At 42.6% G+C, this 23,749-nt stretch carries 17 protein-coding genes and 1 pseudogene; 12 read left to right on the plus strand and 6 right to left on the minus strand.

The window, feature by feature from the left end; translation table 11 throughout:
• The first annotated feature begins 14 nt into the window (after positions 1 to 14).
• The 5 genes and pseudogenes from hemF to LZF95_RS20560 form a co-directional block, all read left to right on the plus strand.
• Positions 15 to 926, plus strand: a complete 912-nt coding sequence (gene hemF / locus LZF95_RS20540) for an oxygen-dependent coproporphyrinogen oxidase (protein WP_233757009.1) — start codon at positions 15 to 17, stop codon at positions 924 to 926.
• Positions 923 to 1,498 carry a phosphatase PAP2 family protein gene (locus tag LZF95_RS20545; RefSeq protein WP_233757010.1) on the plus strand — a complete coding sequence of 192 codons (576 nt, stop codon included), beginning with the start codon at positions 923 to 925 and terminating at the stop codon, positions 1,496 to 1,498. The genes hemF and LZF95_RS20545 overlap by 4 nt, the downstream gene beginning before the upstream one ends.
• A 422-nt stretch (positions 1,499 to 1,920) precedes the next feature.
• Complete coding sequence (locus LZF95_RS20550; RefSeq protein WP_233757012.1) at positions 1,921 to 3,156, plus strand: porin; 1,236 nt, start codon at positions 1,921 to 1,923, stop codon at positions 3,154 to 3,156.
• On the plus strand, positions 3,156 to 3,866 hold the full coding sequence (locus LZF95_RS20555) for a hypothetical protein (RefSeq protein WP_233757014.1): 711 nt from the start codon (positions 3,156 to 3,158) through the stop codon (positions 3,864 to 3,866). Before LZF95_RS20550 ends, LZF95_RS20555 begins: the two co-directional genes overlap by 1 nt.
• Before the next feature lie 24 nt (positions 3,867 to 3,890).
• Positions 3,891 to 4,358 (plus strand): annotated as a pseudogene (locus LZF95_RS20560) (BamA/TamA family outer membrane protein); the annotation flags it as partial.
• Between the two features lie 124 nt (positions 4,359 to 4,482).
• Here LZF95_RS20560 and LZF95_RS20565 read toward each other — a convergent pair.
• Positions 4,483 to 4,662, minus strand: a complete 180-nt coding sequence (locus LZF95_RS20565; protein WP_233757016.1) for a histone H1 — start codon at positions 4,660 to 4,662, stop codon at positions 4,483 to 4,485.
• 245 nt (positions 4,663 to 4,907) lie between these two features.
• Complete coding sequence (locus LZF95_RS20570; RefSeq protein WP_233757018.1) at positions 4,908 to 6,008, minus strand: Gfo/Idh/MocA family protein; 1,101 nt, start codon at positions 6,006 to 6,008, stop codon at positions 4,908 to 4,910.
• Positions 6,009 to 6,224: 216 nt separating this feature from the next.
• Here LZF95_RS20570 and LZF95_RS20575 point away from each other — a divergent pair, with 216 nt between their 5' ends.
• On the plus strand, positions 6,225 to 6,683 hold the full coding sequence (locus LZF95_RS20575; protein ID WP_233757020.1) for a heme-binding protein: 459 nt from the start codon (positions 6,225 to 6,227) through the stop codon (positions 6,681 to 6,683).
• A gap of 75 nt (positions 6,684 to 6,758) precedes the next feature.
• Here the strand turns inward: LZF95_RS20575 and LZF95_RS20580 are convergent, their stop codons facing one another.
• Complete coding sequence (locus LZF95_RS20580) at positions 6,759 to 6,980, minus strand: hypothetical protein (RefSeq protein ID WP_233757022.1); 222 nt, start codon at positions 6,978 to 6,980, stop codon at positions 6,759 to 6,761.
• 123 nt (positions 6,981 to 7,103) lie between these two features.
• On the minus strand, positions 7,104 to 7,328 hold the full coding sequence (locus tag LZF95_RS20585; protein WP_233757094.1) for a hypothetical protein: 225 nt from the start codon (positions 7,326 to 7,328) through the stop codon (positions 7,104 to 7,106).
• 405 nt (positions 7,329 to 7,733) lie between these two features.
• Between LZF95_RS20585 and LZF95_RS20590 the strand changes: the two genes are divergently transcribed.
• From LZF95_RS20590 to LZF95_RS20615, 6 genes are all read left to right on the plus strand, one after another.
• Positions 7,734 to 9,965 (plus strand): sodium-translocating pyrophosphatase, encoded by a 2,232-nt coding sequence (locus tag LZF95_RS20590; protein WP_233757024.1) that lies wholly within the window; start codon positions 7,734 to 7,736, stop codon positions 9,963 to 9,965.
• 468 nt (positions 9,966 to 10,433) lie between these two features.
• Positions 10,434 to 13,523, plus strand: coding sequence for a SusC/RagA family TonB-linked outer membrane protein (locus LZF95_RS20595; RefSeq protein ID WP_233757026.1), 3,090 nt, complete (start codon positions 10,434 to 10,436; stop codon positions 13,521 to 13,523).
• A gap of 16 nt (positions 13,524 to 13,539) precedes the next feature.
• Entirely contained in the window at positions 13,540 to 14,955 is a 1,416-nt protein-coding gene (locus LZF95_RS20600) for a SusD/RagB family nutrient-binding outer membrane lipoprotein (protein WP_233757027.1), read from the plus strand.
• Between the two features lie 73 nt (positions 14,956 to 15,028).
• Entirely contained in the window at positions 15,029 to 16,336 is a 1,308-nt protein-coding gene (locus LZF95_RS20605) for a D-alanyl-D-alanine carboxypeptidase (protein ID WP_233757028.1), read from the plus strand.
• A 146-nt stretch (positions 16,337 to 16,482) separates the two neighbouring features.
• Positions 16,483 to 18,570 carry a prolyl oligopeptidase family serine peptidase gene (locus tag LZF95_RS20610; RefSeq protein WP_233757029.1) on the plus strand — a complete coding sequence of 696 codons (2,088 nt, stop codon included), beginning with the start codon at positions 16,483 to 16,485 and terminating at the stop codon, positions 18,568 to 18,570.
• Positions 18,571 to 18,573: 3 nt separating this feature from the next.
• A complete protein-coding gene (locus tag LZF95_RS20615; RefSeq protein WP_233757030.1) occupies positions 18,574 to 18,963 on the plus strand; it encodes a VOC family protein in 390 nt (129 codons plus the stop codon).
• Positions 18,964 to 19,034: 71 nt separating this feature from the next.
• On the opposite strand, the gene LZF95_RS20620 is transcribed toward LZF95_RS20615, so the two are convergent.
• Both LZF95_RS20620 and LZF95_RS20625 read right to left on the minus strand, forming a co-directional pair.
• On the minus strand, positions 19,035 to 20,525 hold the full coding sequence (locus LZF95_RS20620; protein ID WP_233757031.1) for a RagB/SusD family nutrient uptake outer membrane protein: 1,491 nt from the start codon (positions 20,523 to 20,525) through the stop codon (positions 19,035 to 19,037).
• Between the two features lie 12 nt (positions 20,526 to 20,537).
• Entirely contained in the window at positions 20,538 to 23,672 is a 3,135-nt protein-coding gene (locus LZF95_RS20625) for a TonB-dependent receptor (RefSeq protein ID WP_233757033.1), read from the minus strand.
• Between the last annotated feature and the right edge of the window lie 77 nt (positions 23,673 to 23,749).

Consider the following 23,749-nt stretch of genomic DNA (forward strand, 5'->3'; position numbering starts at 1 on the left):
AAAAAACCACATCTATGTCGCGAAAGAGTAAAGAAGAAATAGCTGAAATCTACAAACAAACGCAGGATCATATCTGCAAAGAGCTGGAGCTGGCTGATGGTTCTGGGCTATTCAAGGAAGATCTTTGGGAGAGAACCGCAGGAGGTGGTGGAAGGACCCGCATTTTCGAAGGTGGTCAAATCATAGCAAAAGGAGGGGTGGCATTTTCAGCGGTTCATGGGCCTACGCCTGATAAGATCCTGAAAAAACTGAAACTCGAAACGGCTGACTTTTTCGCTACCGGGGTTTCTATAGTCATTCACCCTAAAAACCCTCTGGTTCCTATCATCCATATGAACATCAGGTACTTTGAGATGGACAATGGCACCCATTGGTTTGGAGGAGGAATTGACCTCACCCCCCACTATATAGTGCCTGAAGATGCCCGTTACTTTCACAGGGAAATAAAAAAAGTATGTGATCAGTACAATGCAGAGTACTATCCTAAGTTTAAAAACTGGGCGGATGAGTATTTCTATATAAAGCACAGGGATGAAACCCGCGGTGTAGGCGGTATTTTCTATGATCGTTTAAAGGCTGGATCAGATGGGGAATTTGAAAACATCCTACAATTCAGTCTTTCCCTTGGCAGGCTATTTCCCATAGTCTATAGCTATCTGATGAAGAAAAACCATCCTCTACCCTATGGGAAAAAGGAGCTAGCCTGGCAAGGGCTACGGAGAGGAAGGTATGTGGAATTCAATCTGGTATGGGATGCGGGCACTAAATTCGGACTGGATACCAACGGCCGCACCGAAAGCATCCTAATGAGCATGCCTCCTGAGGCATGCTGGGAATATATGCATAAGGAAACTCCCGGCTCGGAAGAGGAGTTCACGCTAAAGCATTTGAAAAAGGGTATAGACTGGCTTTCTTTTAATCCATGATAGAACGATTAAAAACATGGGACGAAGAGTTGTTCCTATGGTTAAATGCCAACCACTACAACTGGATGGATCCAGTTATGTTTCAGCTGTCAGAAACAATTACCTGGTTTCCCCTGTATGCGATAATCATCTACTTTATCTATAAAAACGATCCAAAGAACAGCTGGTGGGTATTTGGTGGAATAGCACTGACCATCTTGATCGCAGACCAAGTGACTTCAGGTCTGATGAAGCCTTACTTTGAGCGACTCAGACCCTGTCATGATGAACGATGGACAGATCAGGTATTCAATTATAGGCGATGCGGGGGGCTGTATGGATTTGCTTCTTCCCATGCGGCCAACACATTTGGGTTTGCCGTGTTTCTAAACCTGAAGATGAAAGGCAAACTACGGTTTCTTCCCTGGTTATTCTTCTGGGCAACTGTCGTTTCCTATTCCAGAATCTATCTTGGAGTCCATTATCCACTGGATATTTTAGTAGGCGCGCTTATAGGTGCATTAGCAGGACTGATATCCTGGCTCATTATCGTTTTCCTAAAAAGAGAAATTCTTAAGATATTGTTAAAATAAATTATGATTATCCGCAATGATGCTAGTAACCATATCCCCTTGTTTACTTGCTAGAATACCGTTACTTCGACTTCGCTCAGTGACCGAAGTGGCCTCAATGCTAGTATTGATCAAATGCTATAATGCTGTAGTTTCTTTACTTGCAGGAAAGCGGATATATAAAATAAATCCATCCCCCCAACTTGATGGGAAAGCATATCTGTTTTAATCATACTTTTTGTCCATATCTTCCTTAAGAGATGCATCGGCTAAAAATGATTACTATGTATCCATCTGGTTTTGAAGGAGGGCTTATGTTCAAAACACCCCAGGATGGCCTTTAGAGTGATTTGGTTCTTATTGGAACAAAAGCATCGACGTGAACATGGATTCCCCGGTGCTTTTTTGTTATTTACGGGATAAATTTTACAAGTCAATCCATAATGCTTGAAATCAGGTCTATTTCACCAATTTGGTTAAGTTTCTTTTCGGTTCTTTTCTTCACTGTTTCTATTAATCCGTCTCTAGCACAAGAAATTGATACTACGCATATCGAAAAAAAAGAGAAAAACAATTTCCTGAAACACGGCTCCAAAGGTTTCGTATTAGCCACTGAGGATGACAAGTACGAAATGCAAATCGAGGCGAGATTACAGCTCCGTTTTGCAGTCCCGGACGATCAGAACCCCGTCACCTTTGCTGATTTCACCAATCAGGACACAAGGGTTTTTAAGATAAACAGAGCTAGGTTAAAGATAGGAGGTCATGCATACGAGCCCTGGCTGAAATATTATTTCGAATATGAACTAAGCAGCAGTATTTTGCTGGACTATAGAGTCATGATAGAAAAGTGGCCTTGGCTTAATTTCAAAATGGGGCAGTGGAAAGTCGAATTTACCAGAGAGAGATTTATCAGCAGCGGGAACCAGCAGATGGTGGACAGATCGCTTCTGAACAGAAAATTCACCATTGATAGACAACAAGGTCTGGAAGTGTATGGGAATCTGGATGCTGGTGGAATTGCAAACTTTGATTATTGGCTAGGGATATTTACCGGTACAGGGATAGGTTCTACTCAGAATGATGACGACAACATGATGCGTTTTGGCAGATTCCAATGGAATTTCCTGGGTAGAGAAGTGCCTTTTTCCGGAGGAGACGTGGAAATATCACCTAAACCTGCCGGAATTATTGCTGTTGCGGGAGTTACTAATACCAGCCCCTATACCCGATTTTCATCAGCCGGAGGTGGCAATCTGCATGGTTTTGAAGGAACCAACGACGGCCAATATAATGTCAAGCAATTCCAGGTGGAAACTGCCTTCAATTATAAAGGATTTTCATGGTCATCGGAATTTCATAGGAAATATATTTATGACACCTTCGATGAGGTAGAGACCAGACTTGGTGGCTACTATATCACGGCTGGTTATTTTCCAGGTCAGATAGTGGATTTCTGGCCGAAACCTCTTGAGTTTGCCACACGGTATGCTGTAGTAGATCCAGACCTGAAGGCGAATGGATTAAAGCAGCGTGAAGCAGGAATGGTATTCAACTGGTTTTTCTCAGATCATAAAAACAAATTAACAGCAGAATTGACCAAATATACTTTTCAGGATGATAATTTGCCTCAACAGGATGAGCTCAGGTTCAGAATCCAATACGATATTTCGTTCTAATGGGCATAAGGCTTGTCATATTCTTGCTGTTTCTGTCCACCGGAGTTGTCATAGCACAAGAGGACACGATCACTTACCAACCTAACCGGATAAATAACTTCAGCATATTACCGCTCCCGGCAGTTGCTTACAATCCCGCTAACGGATGGATGTTTGGGGTGGCAGCTGCCAGCTCGTGGTACATGGGGGCGCCGAGGACTACTCATCAGTCCAACCTTGTATTCAATTTCCTTTATACCACCAAAAAGCAATGGATCATCAGTTCAAAAAGCAATGTGTTCCTGGCGGATGACAAATGGAATCTGATAGGAGACTGGCGCTACTTTATCACCTCCCAACCTACCTATGGACTAGGAAGTAGTAGTCCCAATGAACTACAATTTGAAATGATAGGGCAAAACCCTGTACTACAGGGAGAACAACAAATGGATTTTACCTTGGTTAGATTTTACGAAACTATATTAAGGAGAGTCGGCAGGGGCAAATTCTATATGGGGTTGGGATACCACCTGGATATACATCAAAAGATAAAATCCTATGCTGAAGAGCTCATTGACTTCCCCAATGAATACAGTCATAACTACTACAATAAGACGTCTGGGTTTCCAATCGACGGATATACTCTTTCGGGGATATCATTAAATGGGGTAATGGAAAACCGCGATATAGCTGTATCTCCCTATGAACGAAACTATGGTATGGTTTCCTAAAGGGTCAATCCCGAATTTTTAGGTTCTTACCAATCATCCTCCACCCTACTGCTCGACTACAGACATTATTTCACCTTAAATAAAGATAGAAAACGACATGTTCTGGCTGCATGGGTGTATGGTAGCTTCTTGGTATCAGGTAATCTGCCATATATGAATTTACAAGCCATTGGCTGGGACATGTTTGGCAGAAGTGGAAGGGGCTATGCCCAGGGAAGATTCCGAGGAGAGCAGATGGCTTATTCTGAACTGGAATATAGATTCCCACTCCAGCAAAACAAAGACCTCCTCGGAGGGACAGTTTTTGTGAATGCAGCTTCATTTTCCAGCAAGCTCGATGGAGAAAAACTGATGAATAAGATCAATCCTGGCTATGGTGTAGGGCTGAGGGTAATGGTCAACAAGGAAAAACGTACGACTATCACAGCGGACTATGGGTTCGGACAAAACGGGAATTCCGGGTTCTATCTCAATATCAATGAAACATTTTAGAAAAACAGGAAAGCCCGAAGTCAGGACAGGGGATATAGCAATATTTACATGCATCCAGGTTAAAGCACTAAAAAGCCCCGGTGGAAAATTCCATCGGGGCTTTTATTGTTAGTCACTAAAGTGATTATTTAGCGGCATTTTTCATTGCTGTCACTTCAGCTCTGATTTCCTGTGCTAGATTTTTCAGGGCCTGCATCCCAGTTCTTACTCTTGTGCCGGCTGCTTTGTTACCATTCTCATAGAACTTCGCAAAGTCTGATTCTAAAGAATCGACCAAATCCTTAACTTCTTGGTGTTTGCTCATAATCGTCTTATTGGTTGGTTATAAAATGTAATTGGATACAATAAACATCATTTATAGTGCCATTTGAAGTCTTTTGGTGTTTATTTTTATTTTTTAGTGCAGAAAAATGATCTTTTCATAAAACTGCTGGGTTTTTTAAATTTTCCGCAAAATATTGGGCTAAAAATTAACTAAAATACTTAGACGAAAATTGACTAAATGTGGCCAAAACTGCTCAGGACACTGCTAGAATGGGGAGAATACCGCTAAATCGCTACTTTTTGACCCTTTTCAGCCGACTCTAAAATCGCCTCCACTACACGGATATCTCGCAGCCCTTCCTCCCCTGGTACAGCTTGAGGTTTACCTTCCATTATGGTTTTCGCATCATTATCCATCTGCCATACCTGCTCCATAGGTTGCTGAAAGGGAAAATTAATCTCACCCAAAGGGCTTTTACCTTTATTTCCGGCATAGGCAGAGAATGGTTCCATTTCAATCATTCCCTTTTCACATTTTATATTCAGAAAATTTATGTTTTCTGCAAAGGATGTTTTGATCGTCCCTATAATGCCACCGGGAAATTCCAGTTCCGCTTCCACAACTTCACCTAGCCCATCTTGATAAATCTCAGGTCTTTCCGCCCAAACCTTTGCTGAGTTCACTGCGATTGGTTCCATGTTGGCACCCAGTCTGGCTCCCTGGATTGCATATACACCCATATCGTAAATGACCCCTCCTCCCATTTCCTTTTTTTGCTTCCAGTGGTTTGTCCGGTTTTCCCTATAGCCAGCCGCACAGTCCAGACCCAATACGTCCCCAAGGCTCTTTTCTTTCACAATTTTCTGGAAAGCCTGTGTATTGGGCTCATGTTGACAGCGATATCCGATAGAAAGTGACACATTTGCCTGATTACATGCATCTATCATTGCCTGGCATTCCTCCACAGTTATTGCCATAGGTTTCTCGCACCATACATGTTTTCCTGCTTTGGCGGCACGGATGACATATTCCTTATGCATAGATGGAGGCAATACGATGTAGATCACATCGATATCAGGATTCTCCGCAATTGAGTCAAACGTATCGTAATTGTAAATATTCTTTTCAGGGATATTGTACTTCGTCTTCCATATTGCTGCCTTGGAAGGCGTACCGGTCACAATGCCGGCGAGGTAGCAATTCTCCGTTTTTTCCAACGCCGGTGCGAGTAGGTCAGTACTGTAATATCCCAGTCCCACTAAGGCTATTCCGAGTTTCTCTTTACGTGCTGAAGCTGAAGGAAATACGCTGAAAGGTGACACTAATCCAACTCCGGCTCCAAGTGCAAGAGACTTTAAGGTGCTTCTTCTCGAAATGTAATTCATAAGATCTTTAGGTTAAGGGTTTGAAAACTAATATACTTATCAAGTTAAGGTTTTCATGGCAACCTCCAAAAAAATATTAAATTCAACCTCTTGATTACGTATCCAACCTTCTAAAGCCCACGTATAAGCTAAAGCACGTAGATAGGGATTATCCACGGGCAATCCCATGACACAGGTTCAGTTGTGGCAATATGACCATTGAAAAACAAATATAAAATGAAAAAATCAGCTATCCTCCTCCTTCTTTTGCTTCCCCTGTTCAGCTTGGCCCAGAGCAATACCCAGCCTTTTCTCACACTGGAAGATGCGACTAGAATTTCTACTGCAGCTGAGGAAAAATCCAAGGAAGAGGGCTGGAATATGGTTATAGTGGTACTAGATGCCGGCGGCCACATTATTTCGCTCCGCAAAATGGACGGGGTGCAAATCGGCAGCATAGACGTGGCACTGGCTAAAGCAAAAACATCTGTGTATTTCAAACGGCCGACAAAAGCCTTTGAAGACATGATGAAAAGCGAAGGGGGCAACAGAATAGCAACGCTGCCAAATGCCATAGCAATTGAAGGGGGATTACCGATTTTCAAGGATGATGTGCTCGTAGGGGCCATTGGGATCTCAGGTGCCAGCTCTGCTCAAGACGGAATTGTCGCCGCAGCAGCTCTGTCAGCATATTGATAAAGTATGTTTGGGAAAACAGTTGAGAGATTCGGATAAGAAAGTACTTACCTAATATCCCATTCTCTACATACCTTAGAGGTTTGAAACCACAGAATACTCCTGGCACTTGCAACACTTTTCACACACCTTCACATTCTGCTTTAAACATGAGGCATTTCTCAAAGCTTCTTGTCCGGAATTGTAAGGGCCTAGGTAATCGCGCTCATAGATACCGGGCATATCCCCGCATTCCCGTTCATGAATCACATAGGCTTCCTCATCGTTCGGATTAGAGGACAGGTAAAAGAATTTCATGCTCTGATTTAAAACATTAATAATTAGTCAAAATTAACCTCCCTGTCCCTACAAAAAAATACCCTGTACAGGGTATTTTTTTTGCTATTTGAGCAAAAATCCACCTGTAATTCCACCGGATTTTCAAACGGAATACTGCATTAACAGCATTTCCCACTCCTCATCCAAGGTAATGTCCGGTCTCTTCACCCCTGCCCGTCCATACCAATAATCAGCATTCCATAGGTCACCTTCTTTCCGGTGTAGGTATGCATGTATTCTGGCAGCTGATTTTCCACCTAAGCTATCCACCTGCTCATGCGCTCGCTCCCAATCCCCATTGCCATCATACCAAAGTGCCCTGAGCATGGGAGAATATGTGTCCAGAGAAGTCTTTTCGTCAAGAAAAGCAGCGTATTCACCTTTGTGCTTTGCCATAACAATTTATTCTTTGGCACACAAAGTAACTAATTCATCTGGTAAATTCTATTCAATTATCAAACTAGTTTACAGAGAGGGTATTGACAGGCTCGATTAAAACTTCTGAAAGAATAAAGATTAAAGGAAGAGCCAGATTCCCTCATTTTGCCAAATTTCAATTAATCTGAGCTTTTCTCAATTAATACCCAAATCAAACCATCATTTTCTTGCGATTTATACAATAAATTCTTTAAAAAGGGGATTTTAAGGAATAATTATCTGCAATTGATCGGTAATTGAGAAGTTATATATTTGTTCAATTAACAATCTCAATATAACTGTACTACATACTCAATGGAACAAGCTTTAATTTATGTAGTCCCTGCACTGGGACTGGTGGGCCTCATCGTGATGGCCATTAAGTCTGCCTGGGTCACCAGACAGGAAACCGGTGATAAAAACATGATGGAACTCGCCGGTCATATCGCTGATGGAGCCATGGCATTCCTGAAGGCAGAATGGAAGGTGTTATCCTATTTCGCTGTTATAGCCATCATTTTATTGGCATGGTCTGGTATGTCCGTGGAGACTTCCAGTCCTGTTATCGCTATGTCTTTCCTTATCGGAGCGGTTTTTTCAGCTTTCGCCGGATACATAGGGATGAACATCGCCACCAAAGCAAATGTCAGAACTACCCAGGCTGCCCGAACAAGCTTGAAACACGCACTTAAGGTCTCCTTTACCGGGGGCTCCGTAATGGGGCTTGGCGTGGCCGGACTGGCTGTTTTAGGATTAGGGTCCTTATTCATCCTATTCTATCATATGTATGTACAGAGCGCAGGTGCGGGAGTGAACGGAGTGGAAATGGAAAAGGCGCTCGAGGTACTGGCAGGCTTCTCATTAGGGGCTGAATCCATTGCGCTTTTTGCACGTGTGGGGGGCGGTATCTACACCAAGGCCGCAGATGTAGGGGCTGATCTGGTCGGAAAAGTGGAAGCAGGTATCCCAGAGGATGATGTAAGAAATCCTGCAACAATAGCTGACAATGTGGGGGACAATGTAGGTGATGTAGCAGGTATGGGCGCTGATTTATTTGGATCCTATGTAGCCACTATTCTTGCCACCATGGTCTTGGGACGCGAAATAGTCTCCGTGGATAACTTCGGAGGAATCGCCCCTATCCTACTTCCTATGGTATTGGCAGGGCTGGGGATCGTTTTCTCCATATTAGGGATGTTTTTTGTGACGATCAAAAACGATAAGGGCGACGTACAACATGCCCTGAACATGGGCAATTGGTCTTCAATCGTATTCACTGGTATCGCTTCCTTTTTTGTAGTGAAGTATATGCTTCCTGAGACCTTGTCAATTCGAGGCTATGAATTCACCAATATGGATGTATTCTATGCAATTGTCCTTGGCTTGATCGTAGGCACGCTGATGAGTATCATCACGGAATACTACACTGCCATGGGCAAACGCCCGGTGAAATCCATCATACAACAATCTGGCACAGGACACGCCACCAATATCATAGCCGGGCTTGCTGTAGGCATGGAATCCACTGTCCTCCCTATTCTAGTATTGGCTGGTGGAATCATGGGGTCTTACGCATTTGCAGGTCTGTATGGTGTAGCCATAGCAGCTGCTGGAATGATGGCCACTACAGCTATGCAACTGGCAATTGATGCTTTTGGACCAATAGCGGACAATGCAGGAGGCATAGCGGAAATGAGCCAGCTTCCAGAGGAAGTACGGCATAGAACAGATATTTTGGACGCTGTAGGGAATACCACTGCCGCTTCAGGCAAAGGCTTTGCAATAGCTTCAGCGGCCTTGACATCCTTAGCGCTGTTTGCGGCATTTGTAGGTGTGGCAGGTATAGATGCGATCGATATTTTCAAAGCTCCTGTACTGGCTGCACTGTTTGTAGGCGGTATGATACCATTCATCTTCTCATCCCTTGCCATAGCAGCAGTAGGCAGAGCCGCAATGGATATGGTCAACGAGGTTAGGCGCCAGTTCAGGGAAATCCCCGGCATCATGGAATACAAAGCCAAGCCTGAATATGAAAAATGCGTGGAAATATCCACTAAAGCATCGCTCCGCGAGATGCTGCTCCCCGGAGCTATCGCATTGATCACCCCCATGCTTATAGGTTTTGGTTTTCAAGGTGTATTTGAGCAGGTATCTTCAGCCGAGATGCTAGGAGGTTTACTTGCCGGTGTGACCGTTTCCGGAGTATTGATGGGAATGTTCCAGTCCAATGCAGGTGGAGCCTGGGATAATGCCAAGAAGTCTTTTGAGAAAGGAGTGGAAATAGATGGCGAGATGTATTATAAAAAATCTGAGCCTCACAAAGCATCTGTCACGGGTGATACGGTAGGAGATCCTTTCAAAGACACCTCTGGTCCCTCAATGAACATTCTTATCAAACTGATGTCCATAGTAGCACTGATCATCGCTCCGCACATCAGTCAGCGTCCTCATGCAGATCCTGTGACCGATAAAATTGAGATAAAAAAAGAAATCAACTATGAAGACGGGAAAAATGGAGTGTCAGAGGTGATCACCGAAATCAGGTGAGTTAATCCTCCACGATATTTCACGCTTATTGCAAGGCTGCCTTTTAAGAAGGCAGCTTTTTTTTGCTCAATGTTAGCACCTTAGCGAAAACTTGCATGTATCCAGAATTAAATACGGCATAAACACGCAACGGCAAATATTATTTGAAGAGAAATTTATTATTGTGTTTTCATTAAAAATCACCCTCAAAAAATTGAAATTAATAAAGCATTATTCTTAATTTATGGAAAAATGATAGACAGAACAACCTATATCAATCCGATTTTTGGATAATTATAGGTTTTAGGGTGAATTCACAGGCGGCAAGATGGATTAAAAACAAAACCGCTCAAGTTTCCCCTTTAACACAGATTTTACAGTTTAGACTACTGAAAAACTTATAGTTGCCATTACAAAAGCGAAAAGAGCTGTGCAGGAAATTGCCAGATATCAATAAAAACCAATTTATAATCCATAAACACTAAACACATGAAGAAAAACTACGCAATGACCTTGCTTTTTCTCTTGGGGTTTCTGGCGTATATTCCACTCTACGCCCAGCAGACTGTCACAGGGAAAGTAACAGCCCAAGAAGATGGCATGCCACTTCCTGGGGTGAGCATCGTGGTTCAGGGCACCACTACAGGTGCCGTGACCGACTTGGAAGGCAACTACTCGATTTCCGTCCCTAGTTCTGAATCTGTTTTGGTATTCTCCTTTATTGGCTTTCAGACGGTCAGTAAAGCGGTAGGAAACAATTCCACAGTCAATGTATCCATGCCAACAGAAACCTCCGAACTTGATGAGTTTATCGTAACAGCATTTGGTATATCACAGGAGAAAAAATCACTAGGCTACGCCGCTCAGAGCATCGATTCAGAAGCGATCACTGCTACTAAACAACCAAACATAGTGAATGCTCTTCAAGGCCAGGTAGCGGGTGTCCAAGTGACCAGTTCAGGTGGCGCCCCGGGACAGTCAGCCCGTATCGTCATAAGAGGAATCAACTCACTCGATCCCTCTGCTGATAACCAACCACTCTTTGTAGTGGATGGGGTTCCCGTGGATAATTCTACGGTAGAATCAACCGGGACCCCACGCGGAATGTCCAATAGAATGGCAGACATCAACCCAAATGACATAGAATCCATGTCTGTACTGAAAGGTGCTGCCGCGACAGCCTTGTACGGTGTGCGCGCAGCTAACGGAGCAGTGATCATCACTACCAAAAAAGGGAAATCAGGACAGGTTCAAATCAACTTCAACAGCTCAGTAGGAATTGACAAATTGGTGAAGATGCCAGCCTTACAAGATCAATACGGTCAAGGATTCTCTGGGGAAAGAGATGATAATAGTTTCTGGCCATCCTGGGGTGCAAATATAGCCGAAGAAAATGACCCCAATTATGTCTATCAGAACAACTGGGACAATGCATTTGACACAGGAGTAACTATAGACAATAGCTTCAGCGTATCGGGAGGTAATGAAAAAGCGACATTCTTTGGATCTGTAGGAAGGCTGGACCAAGATGGGATTATTCCGTTCTCCAATTGGGCAAGAACCACCGCCAAACTTTCTGGCACGGTTACAGCCAGTGAAAAGTTCAACTTTTCCGGTTCTATGAACTTCTCCAATTCAGGAGGTAACCGGGTCCCCCATGACAGATTTTTGGAAAGGATGATGTACTGGTCAGAGACTACTGATGTGACAGACTACATCAATCCTGATGGCACTATGAAATCCACCGGAGGCAATACTAATCCTATCTATGATGCGAGATTTGCCACCTATGAGGACAATGTGAACCGTCTTATCGGGAATATAAACATCAACTATAGCCCAACTGATTGGTTAATGCTATCTTATCGATTGGGCACTGATTTCTACAGTGATAGCAGGGAAGAAATTACTCCTGGACCAAAAGGAATCGATGGAGAGCAAGCACTTAGTTCCACAGGGTTTATAGAAGAGACTAGAATCAATAGCCGGGACCTGAATTCCAACTTCTACATCACTTTGAAAAAGCAATGGAATAGCGACTGGAACACTCAGCTCAGGTTAGGGAATGATATATTCGAACGAAAATATGACCAGGTAAGGCTTAGAGGAGAAAATTTTGTTATACCTGAGTTCTACAATGTAAATAATACAACACAGATTTTCGGAGGCCAAAGTTCAAGTATCAGAAGACTCGTAGGCTTTTATGGGGACTTGATGGTTGATTATAAAAACTATCTGTTTCTGAATATCACTGGTAGAAATGATATTTCTTCTACCCTGCCTGAAAACAACAACTCGTTTTTTTATCCTTCTGTAAATTTGGGGTGGGTATTCAGTGAGAATTTTAACATGCCTTCCTGGATCACATTTGGAAAACTTAGAGGATCATGGGCTGAAGTAGGTAAAGACACCAATCCACATATTCTCGGTGCCACGTTTGTTTCTCCCTCAGTTTTCCCTCTAAATGGACAGGTTGGATTCAGCAAGAACTCCAACTTTGGTGACCCTAATTTACGTCCAGAGCTAACCTCCTCAATAGAATTCGGAACTCAGTTGGCCTTTTTCAATAATCGCGCAAATCTGGATGTAACTTATTATAAATCCAATGCAAGGGACCAGATCATACCAGTACCTATTTCGGACGCCACAGGATTTTCCTCCTACATCACCAATGCCGGTGAAATTGAAAACAGAGGATGGGAGATAGTTTTGGGTGGAACCCCAATTGAAACAACGGATTTCCGATGGAACGTAACAGCCAACTTGACTACTAATACCAATGAAATAAAAGAAATCCGTGAAGGAATAGATCAGATCGTAATTGGTTCTCAATTTGGCTACGTAGGAAGCACAGTGACCATGATCTTGACTGAAGGCGAAGCCTATGGCAATATTTATGGATCCTATTACATACGCCCAGGGTTGGCCGAAGGGGCGACCCACTTGGACAGATCGCTGCCGATGCAAATCGGAGCAAATGGCTTCCCCGTTCGGACAGGTGATCAGATTATATTAGGCAATGCCGTCCCAAAATTCTTTGGTGGCTTAAGAAACACAATCACATATAAAGGTCTAGAGTTATCAATGCTGATAGATTTCAGAACAGGAATGGATCAGTATGACCAATTTGGCAATTTCCTTACTGCATTTGGTAAACATGAAGACTCTGAGCGAAGAAATGAAACGGTCGTCTTTCCTGGTGTACTGGCAGATGGATCACAAAACACTCAAGAAGTATGGTTAGGTCAAGGCATAGGCCCTGACGGAGTAGATTATGGGGCTGGATATTGGAGAAATTATTACAGAACCACCTCCGAGAATTTTGTCAAAGACGCTAGCTTCCTCAAGCTAAGAAATGTCACATTGGCTTACAGCTTACAACCAGAATTATTGTCTAGAACTCCATTCAGAAGCGCAAGGGTGTCGTTAGCGGCAAACAACATCATCCTTTCCACTCCGTGGGATGGATTTGATCCAGAATCCTTCTCAGCAGGAGCTGGAGGAAACGCCATAGGATTTACTGGCCTAGGTTTTCCAGGGGTACAGAGTTATTTCTTCACATTGAACTTGGGACTTTAATCACTAAATGAAAGAAATGATGAATTTAAAAAACAAAACACTAGCTATAATTGGGGTCTCAGTCTTGCTCGCTGCTTCAGCATGCGAATCCTACCTTGATGTAAATGAAAACCCAAACAATCCAACCGACGCTCCTATTACCGGGCTCATGACCAATAGCACCTATGAGACCAGTCTAAATGTCTATAGGCAGGGAAGTGCTGTCAGCAATTACGTGCAATACTTGGCCTCTCCAAACCCTGGCAGTGGTTCGGACACTATGGAGCCACTTAATTTCAGCACGTTATGGTTCAATCTTTATAATGTAATGACTGACCTCTACACCATGAACGAAAAAGCCGAAGCTGCTGAAGCTTCGCACTATCTAGGTGCAGGACAGGTGCTTATGGCCTTAAATCTGGGCATGGCGGTGGATTTCTTTGGTGATGTTCCTTTTTCTGAAAGCTTTAACTTTAGTACCGTAACACCTGCTTATGATGATGATCAGGTACTTTATGGACAAGTCCTCTCACTATTGGATCAAGGAATAGCAAACCTTCAAACCCCCACCTCGATTTCTATAGGAGATGATGACTTTATTTATGGAGGTGATATAGATTTGTGGTTGAAATTTGCGCATACATTAAAAGCCAGATTCATGATCCACATGAAAGGAGATCAAGGGTATAGCGCTTCTGAAGTACTTTCTGCAATCGAAAAAGGGTTCACTTCAAATGATGATGATGCCCAGATATTTTTCTTCGAGCAACGATTTAATCCTTGGGCTAATGTGGCAATCGATAATGCAAATTTGCTTCTGGGGGGTTGGATTTCAGAGCAGTTTATTGAAGCGTTGGACGGTACCTCCTATCCGATTTCTGATCCAAGATTACCACTGATGATAGGGACTACTGATGATGGTGAATATATTGGAACTGTCAATGGTGCCGGACGAGGCAATGCTCCTGAGCAAGGAGCAAGATCTACTTTGGTAGAAGGACAATTTTATACATCCAGACAATCCCCTGTGCTGATTGCCACCTATTCAGAATTGAAATTTATAGAAGCGGAAGCAGCATTTGATTCAGACAAATCCCGTGCTTACGAAGCCTATCTAGCCGGAATAGAAGCACATATGGACATGCTTGAGGTCGAGACCGCAGACAAAGAGGCGTATTTGTCCCATCCTAGTGTGAGTATGGGCGTAGCAGCATTTACGATGGATGATATATTCAAAGAGAAATATGTAGCACTGTTCTTACATCCTGAGACTTGGAATGATGCCCGTAGATTTGATTATGGTTACAAGGATTTCACCCCACCTGCCAATATGAATCCAAATCTCGGAGGAGAATACATCAGAAGAATGGCTTATCCAGATAGTGAGATCAGTAGAAACGGTGCCAATGTACCGAGCGTTACCCTACTGGACAGAATCTGGTGGAACCAATGAATTTGAATTTAACAATGACAAGTCTCCCGCTATATTCCGGGAGACTTTTTTTGTTTACTAACTAAAACCACTTATGAAAAAACTCCTACTTGCAGCACTGATTGCTTTTTCCTCCTGCACAGTCCAAAAAATAAACAAGTCCATCAGTAAGTCCGATGTCTTTGACAAAGGTCATCTGGGTTTTATGCTGGTCGATCCTACGAAAGACAAAGTGCTTGTGGACATCAATTCTGACAAATACTTTATACCCGCGTCCAATACCAAACTGTTCACCTTTTATACTTCCTATACTATCCTGGGAGACAGTCTGGTGAACGGCTTGAACTACCTGGAAAAAGGAGATTCACTGATATTCTGGGGCACAGGAGATCCTAGTTTACTTCACCCCGATCTTAAAAACACCAAAGTAATCGAGTTTCTGAAAAAGCAGGATAAACAACTTTATTTGTTGGATAATTTTGATCAGGTTACTGCCTTCGGTTCGGGCTGGTCATGGGATTGGTACAATGCTTACTATGCGGCAGAACGCTCAGCTATGCCCGTATATGGAGACATTGTCCGCTTCACCAAAAAAGAGGGAGACTCTACTTTCACTGTCTATCCTCCACGTTTTGAATCCGCTTTGCAAATTATCGAACCCAAAGGTAATTCAAGTTCCAGTTTCCGTAGAAATCATCTGGAAAACAAATTCGACTATTTCGTGACTTCAGAAGTTACAGGCAAACGATTTGAAACTGACATACCCTTTATTACTTCCGCCAATTTCACAGCACAGCTGATCTCTGAAGCAGTCGGAAAAGAAATCACACTCCTCAGCAGCAGAAACTACATGGAAGAAGAACCCAAGAAGTTGCTGACCGCCCCGGCTGACAGTATTTATTCACAGATGATGAAGATTTCAGACAACTTCCTGGCAGAACAACTGCTTCTTTTAGTCTCTGACCAGCTGGACAACAAACTGAGCACGGCAGATGCTATTGCTTATGCCAAAGAGAACTTATTAGCTGACTTGCCAGACGAACCACTCTGGGTAGATGGTTCAGGGCTTTCATCCAAGAATATGTTTACCCCCAGAAGTATCATTGCGTTACTGGGCAAAATCAGAGCAGAAGTGCCTTTGGAGAAAATCAAAGCTTATTTCCCGGCAGGAGGGGAATCCGGTACGATCAGAAATTGGTATCCAGCGGATAAAGGTCAGCCACCCTATATTTATGCCAAAACAGGAACACTCTCCATGAGTAATGCACTCAGTGGTTACTTATTTACAAAAAGTGGAAAAATCCTCCACTTCTCCTGTCTTATGAACAATTATCCGATCTCTGGAAATGAGCTTAAAACCGAGTTGACAAAAGTGCTTTATTATATTCATGATAAGTATTGACAGAATTGGTAGATTCAACATACTAGTCCGCCATGGCGGACTGAGTATTTGGCTTAAGAATCAACACTTGCATTTGACGAAATATCAGCGAACTAAAAATCATAAGACATCAATAACCTTACTATCACACCCTAATTAAAACAACGATGAGTTTTTTCTCCAAACTTTCAGTTTACCTCTTCCTTTTCACCTGCTACTTCCTGCCACACGATATCCGTTCCCAGACATTCACCATGGGGCAGGTAGGAAAATTCAGTTTCCCCTCTGAACTGACCTCCTCTTCTACTGGCGAAAAGATTGCCTGGGCGATGAATGAACAGGGAAAACGCAACATATATTTCGCTGAAGCCCCATCATTTAACCCAAGAAAATTAACGGAATTCAATGAAGATGACGGACAAGAAATCAGCAGTTTGCAATTTACTCCTGATGGAAAATGGCTTGTTTTCGTGCGTGGTGGGGATCATGGAGGAAGCAATTCGTCATCCACCGTAAATGCGCAAAATCTCCCGAAACTTCCCAAAGTGGAAATCTGGAAAATCGACCTTGCAAATGGTAAAGCGGAAGCCATCACCGAAGCGGATGATCCTTTTGTCGGATTTCCTAATAAATTAGGCTATCTCAAAGGGGGGCAAATCTGGACGGTGGATCTAGAATCTTCATCTAAGCCTTCCCAGCTTTTCGAAGTAAAAGGAAATGTAAATTCTGCCCAGTACTCTCCTGATGGGAACCAGCTCGTTTTCGTTTCCAATCGCAGTTCGCATAGTCTGGTGGGCATCTACCAAAATGCCTCTACTTCTATCAAGTGGGTATCTCCTTCCTTTCATCGAGATGTGCTCCCCCGATGGTCGCCCGACGGAAAGAAGCTGGCATTTATCAGACTTCAAGGTGGAAAAGGAGCGGCTTTCCCACTACTTGAACCCCGCCATGTCCCCTGGGAAATATGGCTTGCAGACGTAGAGACAGGGGAAGCAGAAAAACTTTGGAAAGCACCGGAAACTATGAGAGGTTCCTATTCTTATCCCTTTTTCTCATTTACATCAGATGGCAATTTAGTTTACCAATCTTATGAAGATGGCTGGCAGCATCTGTATTCCTTGGAAGTGGCCTCTAGAAAATCATCACTTCTTACTTCCGGAGATTATATGGTAGAACAGATCAAAATAAATCCAGCTAAGTCAAAACTTATATTTGCGGCTAATGCAGGCTCAGAACCTGAAGACATTGATCGAAGGCACATCGGAACAGTTGATATAGCCACCAAAAAACTCACTTGGGAGACAGCAGGAGAAGGAATTGAAGCCTATCCAGTCTGGATCGGTACTGAAGGCAAAATGGCTTACTTCAGTGCAACAGCGAAGCGATCACATCTGATTGCCGTGAACGATGGCATAAACACCCAGCTTCTTCAAGAGTCAATTATCCCAGCAGATTTCCCTCAAGATTCAATGGTGATACCACAGCAAGTGAAATTCACTGCTCCGGATGGCACCACCGTCTATGGCCAGCTATTTGAAAAAGAAGGTGGGGCTTCTAAAAAACCCGGGGTTATTTTTGCCCATGGCGGACCGCAGCGCCAAATGCTGCTGGGTTGGAGTTATATGGATTATTATTCCAACACTTATGCCCTGAACCAATATTTAGCGGAACTGGGCTTTGTAGTCCTTTCAGTCAATTACCGGCTGGGAATCGGGTATGGCTATGAATTCCACCGCCCTGCAAACGGCTATTATCAAGGGGCTGTAGAATATCAGGATATCAAGGCAGGGGGAGAATTTCTTGCGAACCTGCCTCAGGTGGACGGGGAAAAAATCGGAATCTATGGAGGAAGCTATGGCGGCTACCTGACTGCTTTGGCTTTGGCAAGGGATTCAGACTTGTTCAAGGTCGGAGTAGATATCCATGGAGTCCACGATTTGGATGGCAGGTATGATTTGCCGGAAACATACGAAGTTGCCACTGACCTAGACAAAGCGAAGAAGACAGCCTGGGAATCCTCACCTATGGCTGATTTAGGTACTTGGACTTCTCCTGTACTCTTTATTCATGCAGATGATGACCGAAATGTGAGCGTGAGTCAAACCGCTGATCTGATCAGAAGATTTGAAGAGCTGGGGAAACCTTATGAATCTATTCTCATTCCCGGAGACACACATCACTGGATGAAATGGTCTAATATGATCCTAGTGGACCAGGCGACTGCCAACTTCCTGAAGAAACATTTAATAGATTGATCCGTGCTGAAAATTGAATCTGTCCATCATATTGCTGTCATCTGTAAGGATTATAATCGTTCAAAAAAGTTTTACACAGAAATCTTAGGACTTGAAATAGTCAGGGAGGTGTATCGCAAAGAGAGGGATTCCCACAAACTAGACCTTAGTCTTAATGGACGCTATGTCATCGAGCTTTTTTCTTTTCCTTCACCCCCAGACAGGGTGTCCAGGCCGGAAGCGACAGGTTTACGACATCTGGCTTTTGCGGTAACGAATTTAGATGAAAGTATAAATCACTTAGATAGACACCATGTGCTCTCTGAGCCTATCAGAATAGATGAATTTACCGGAAAGCGATTTACCTTCATTGCAGACCCGGACGGCTTACCGATCGAGTTTTATGAACTCTGAAGTTTCATTCTAATCATGGAAAAAGCCCGGGAAAGTTTTCCCGGGCTTTTGTTATTTTTCTCAATCCCTAGTTAGGATGGATTTTGGATCATATTTTCATTTGCATTCAGTTCATCGAGGGGAATCTGCCACTGCCAGTTGTTGGTTCCAGCAGGCTCAGTAAACTTACCATTGATCACAGATTCTACGTGGTTAGAACCTGTTCTATCCAATGGCAGGTTAAGACGTTTCAAATCATAGAATCTGAAACCTTCACCCCAAAGTTCTATTCTTCTTTGAATCATGATCTCTTCGATCAATGCTTCCCCGGTGTTAGTAGACTTAGTATATGCATCATCTCTAGCAGATACAAGCTCAAATAGAACATCAGCAGCATCCGAATCATTTCCTGATCTGGCTAAAGATTCAGCTTCAAGCAAAATCATTTCCGCAGTTCTCATGTAAGGTACATCACCTACAGAAGAAGCATTACCCTGAGCTAGAAACTTACGGTTCATGTAATCAATCTTGGCAAAGCTGGAAAGTGTCATCTCATCAATGAAAGGATCTCTCAAGTCTGGATCAGAAGCATTTGGATCCCAAAGGCCTTTTCTGGCATCAGTATCAGGAATCATATCATAAAGCTTGCTATTGATAGCTTTAGGATTTCCCCGGATATTGGTAGAACTAAAGTTCAGAGACATATAGGCAAAGAAAGAAGCAAAATAGGTCTGCTGATCATCCACCTGGTGGCTACCCCACATCCATTCTTCGTTATCCACATTATTGAAACCTTCATAAAGTGCACTTTGTGACATTAGTGTAAAACCATCCCTTGCCTCATTGGCCATGGTCGCTGCCAATGAATAATTACCCTGGGTAGCTGCAACACGTGCTTTTATTCCTTTTACCACATTGATATTCAAATGTGATTTGGCATTTCTGCTTTCATCAAGTAAGGCAATCGCCGCATCTAGATCTGTATTGATTTGAGTATATACTTCCTCTACTGTGTTTCTAGCACCTCCCTCAGTGATAGGCTCCAATACAATAGGTACACCCATCTGACTGTTTCCTCCTGCGGCATCGTAGCGGATAGCAAACATTTGTACCAAATTGAAATGCGCCCAGGCTCTATAAGCCAAAGCCTGACCCTTAATCTCATCTTTTTCCAACTGAGGACCTTCGGCATCGTCAATACCAGCCAAAATCATATTAGCATTACCAATGACTCTATAGTAGTATCTCCAAATGAAACGGGCATCCCCACTTGTTTGCAATGTGTGATTTTGCCACCTGCTAATAGATACATACCATCCATTACCTTGAGTAGTCATCACCACATCATCACCCATCACATCACGCATAATCATAACACCACCTTCTGCTGCTTGCCCTTGACTATCAAACCTCAAAAGTAACATCCTGTGAATCCCATTCAAGGCTGTCATGGCGTTTTGAGTGGAGGTAAATACAGATGATCCTGATACCGCATCTGTGGGGATAGTATCCAGGTAATCTTCAGCGCAGCTAAAATTCAGTAAAAGCGCAATTAAAACTATTGATTTAAATATCTTCTTCATAATAATCTCTGTTTAAAGGTTGACGTTAAGACCAACCGTAAAGGTTCTTGCCGGAGTATAGGTATTAGAGGTAGTACCACCAAAATCCCCTGATACATACATTCCTTTTCTAGCTGACATCCATCCTAAGTTTTCTCCAGCCACATATATGGAAGCACCTGCTACACTAATTCGCTGCAACAGTGTTTTTGGTAAACTATAACTCAGGTTGATTGATCGTAAATTAAGATAAGACCCATCAGTTAACCATCTATCGGAAGATGCGTTAGACTGGGCGGAAGTGGTCACATCCATTCTAGGTACATCTGTAATATCACCTGGGTTTTGCCATCTGTTCAATGCATCCATATGAAGTGCATTTCCATCGGGATCAGCACTCATCAAGCTACCATATATACCATCATATACGTCACCTCCTACTGCGTATGAAACCAAAACATTCAAAGTGAACCCTTTGTATCTGAAAGTATTGGTAAGGCCGCCGAAGAAATCAGGGATAGAAGATCCAGCATAATGGAATCTAGCATTATTCTGTCTTGTGGTGACTGTATCTTGTCCTATTATTTTAGTTGTCACATCATCTTCTTCATATTCTTCTGCTCTAAATAAGCCTTCACCAGTTTCTGGATCTACGCCATACCAGTCTCTCAGCCAAAAATCATTGATTGATCTTCCAACCATAAATTTCTTGGTTCCAACGATTTGCTCATCAAAAGGAAGTTTCTTGAATTCATTTTTGAATGTTGATATATTCAAATTTGCAGTCCATGTGAAATCGTTTGTTCTAATCAAATCTCCTTGAATGCTGAATTCAATACCTGTATTGGTTAAAGTGCCAATATTTTGAGGCTTGCTTGAGAGGCCAGTCGTCAATGATAACGGAACATTAAAAAGTAAGTTTTGAGATTCTCTGCTGTAGTATTCTAAAGTTCCTGAGAATCTACGGCCAAAAGCAAAATCCAAACCTATATCATAGGTATTATTTGACTCCCATTCCAGATCTTCAGAAGCAAGACTTGCCTGCAAAATACCAGGCTCAGAGGCATTATTAAATCCTAAATCATATAGTGCCTGCCAAGGATAATACCCACCAATTGCGTCATTACCTACTTCACCGTAAGATCCTCTTAATTTTAACATATCAAAGAACTCTACATTGAAGAAATTCTCCTTATCGATATTCCAAGCAGCACCCACAGAATAGAAATTCCCCCATCTCACATCCCTAAAGAACTTTGATGATCCATCAGTACGGAATGATCCTGAGATTGAATACTTGTCATCGAACACATAATTCAATCTGGAAAACACAGATTCTATTCTGTGTCTATCCACTCTACCATTTGCTGAGCTAATTGTCACGAAGTTTCCTGGCTCAATATTTCCTTCCAAAATCTGATCCTGCTTAGCTAAGTATTGGTAGTTATATTTATAATCATAGTTCTCATGCCCTACCAATACTTCTACAAAATGCTTTTCATTGAATGTATTAGTATAGGTCAACAATTGGTTAAATGTATATGAATTGGTACGAGCATTGGCACGATTGGTACGTCCAGCAGGAGCTCCATCACCTACAATCGGGTTGTCATATCCAATATCCAATAGAGAAGTCACATCAGTAGCGATATTAGTTCTCAAAGCAAAGTGCTTCAAGAAGGTAACTTCTGCATAGGCACGAGCAGAAATTACATCTCTATCAATTTGATCTACGTTAAGCAAAGCTTCTTGATAAGCATGGCGCCCCGCAGATCCCCCAGGACCTCTTCTAGGAAGATCCAGATTAGTTAAATCACCTGTATCAAATATTCTATTCCCAAATTCATCCAACACGTAGCCACCAGTCATTGGTGTTTGTGCGTATACCGGATAAATAGGCCCCATATTTCTTGCGAAGAACATAGGATTGACATAACTGGTACTTCCACTTGTTCTGGCATTATTGCCTTCACTCATAGTAGCGGAAAGATTAATGCCAGTTTTAAACCAATCTGTTGCCTGTGTGTTGATATTCAGACGTCCAGTAAATCTTTCGAAATCTGAGTTTATAATAAATCCTTTCTCATTCAAATAACCAGCTGAAGCGAAATAGTCAGTCTTACCAGATCCACCACTGTAAGTCAAATTGTATTCAGATCTTCCCCCTCTACTTACTACATCATCAAACCAATCTAAACTTTGGAAATTATTTACAGCAGATGGATTCAATGTACCATCAGCACCTACGATTTGGTCATTTGGAACGTTATAAATATTGTATCCCAAAACATCAATCAAATTTTCTGAGGCATATGTGGCAGCAGTTGCTGCGTCTTCTCCACCGGTAAGTTGACTGTTTCTCAATGACTCCCAAACAAGAGGGTAATACTGATCAGCATTTACACGATCATATTCAGGCAATGCTCTGCTTGCTGTACCTTGTTGAACTCGAAAAGTAAAGTTTGGTTTATTTAATTTTCCTTTTTTTGTAGTTATCATAATCACACCATTTGCAGCTCTGGAGCCATATAATGCAGTAGAAGATGCATCTTTAAGGATAGTCATGTCTTCAATATCTTCCGGGTTCAAATTTGAAATATTTGCATCATACGGTACCCCATCCACTACATAAAGAGGAGAACTGGATGCATTTACTGAACCTATACCTCTAATTCTAACTGCAGGAGTGGATCCAGGCTGACCTGATGCAGAGGTGGTAATCACTCCGGGTGACTGACCCTCTATCGCATTAACCACATTGTTGATTGGGCGATTTGCAATCTGATCACCTTTTAGAGACACGGCAGAACCGGTAAAGTTTCCTTTATCAGCAGTTCCATAAGCTACAATGATCACTTCATCTAGATTCTGAACATCTGTTTCCATGGTAACATTTACTACAGACCTGTTTCCAATCACTTCTTCATGGACAAGATAACCGATGTAGCTAAAGACTAAGGTTGTTGATCCCTGAGGAACTTCAATGGAATACGTACCATCAAGATCAGAAACTGCCCCTATAGTAGTACCCTTTACTAAAACGCTGACTCCTATGAGTCCTTCTGGGTCTTCGGCGGAGACTAATTTCCCTGTCACTGTTTTGCTTTGGGCAAAAGCCGAAACAGTTACTAGTAACCCGAAGAGCAAACTAAGTAATACTTTCTTCATAAGTTTTAATTAATTGATAAATAAGCACAGCTCCACTTTGAAACTGCATTGTCTTTATGATCTGAAATTCGGATTGG

Source organism: Algoriphagus sp. AGSA1 (assembly GCF_021390545.1).
Taxonomy (GTDB): domain Bacteria; phylum Bacteroidota; class Bacteroidia; order Cytophagales; family Cyclobacteriaceae; genus Algoriphagus.

Excerpts from the sequence above, each read along its gene's own strand:
- hemF (WP_233757009.1), top strand. The coding sequence starts at position 15 with ATGTCGCGAAAGAGTAAAGAAGAAATAGCTGAAATCTACAAACAAACG.
- LZF95_RS20545 (WP_233757010.1), top strand. The coding sequence starts at position 923 with ATGATAGAACGATTAAAAACATGGGACGAAGAGTTGTTCCTATGGTTA.
- LZF95_RS20550 (WP_233757012.1), top strand. The coding sequence starts at position 1,921 with ATGCTTGAAATCAGGTCTATTTCACCAATTTGGTTAAGTTTCTTTTCG.
- LZF95_RS20555 (WP_233757014.1), top strand. The coding sequence starts at position 3,156 with ATGGGCATAAGGCTTGTCATATTCTTGCTGTTTCTGTCCACCGGAGTT.
- LZF95_RS20565 (WP_233757016.1), bottom strand. The coding sequence starts at position 4,662 with ATGAGCAAACACCAAGAAGTTAAGGATTTGGTCGATTCTTTAGAATCA.
- LZF95_RS20570 (WP_233757018.1), bottom strand. The coding sequence starts at position 6,008 with ATGAATTACATTTCGAGAAGAAGCACCTTAAAGTCTCTTGCACTTGGA.
- LZF95_RS20575 (WP_233757020.1), top strand. The coding sequence starts at position 6,225 with ATGAAAAAATCAGCTATCCTCCTCCTTCTTTTGCTTCCCCTGTTCAGC.
- LZF95_RS20580 (WP_233757022.1), bottom strand. The coding sequence starts at position 6,980 with ATGAAATTCTTTTACCTGTCCTCTAATCCGAACGATGAGGAAGCCTAT.
- LZF95_RS20585 (WP_233757094.1), bottom strand. The coding sequence starts at position 7,328 with ATGCTCAGGGCACTTTGGTATGATGGCAATGGGGATTGGGAGCGAGCG.
- LZF95_RS20590 (WP_233757024.1), top strand. The coding sequence starts at position 7,734 with ATGGAACAAGCTTTAATTTATGTAGTCCCTGCACTGGGACTGGTGGGC.
- LZF95_RS20595 (WP_233757026.1), top strand. The coding sequence starts at position 10,434 with ATGAAGAAAAACTACGCAATGACCTTGCTTTTTCTCTTGGGGTTTCTG.
- LZF95_RS20600 (WP_233757027.1), top strand. The coding sequence starts at position 13,540 with ATGATGAATTTAAAAAACAAAACACTAGCTATAATTGGGGTCTCAGTC.
- LZF95_RS20605 (WP_233757028.1), top strand. The coding sequence starts at position 15,029 with ATGAAAAAACTCCTACTTGCAGCACTGATTGCTTTTTCCTCCTGCACA.
- LZF95_RS20610 (WP_233757029.1), top strand. The coding sequence starts at position 16,483 with ATGAGTTTTTTCTCCAAACTTTCAGTTTACCTCTTCCTTTTCACCTGC.
- LZF95_RS20620 (WP_233757031.1), bottom strand. The coding sequence starts at position 20,525 with ATGAAGAAGATATTTAAATCAATAGTTTTAATTGCGCTTTTACTGAAT.
- LZF95_RS20625 (WP_233757033.1), bottom strand. The coding sequence starts at position 23,672 with ATGAAGAAAGTATTACTTAGTTTGCTCTTCGGGTTACTAGTAACTGTT.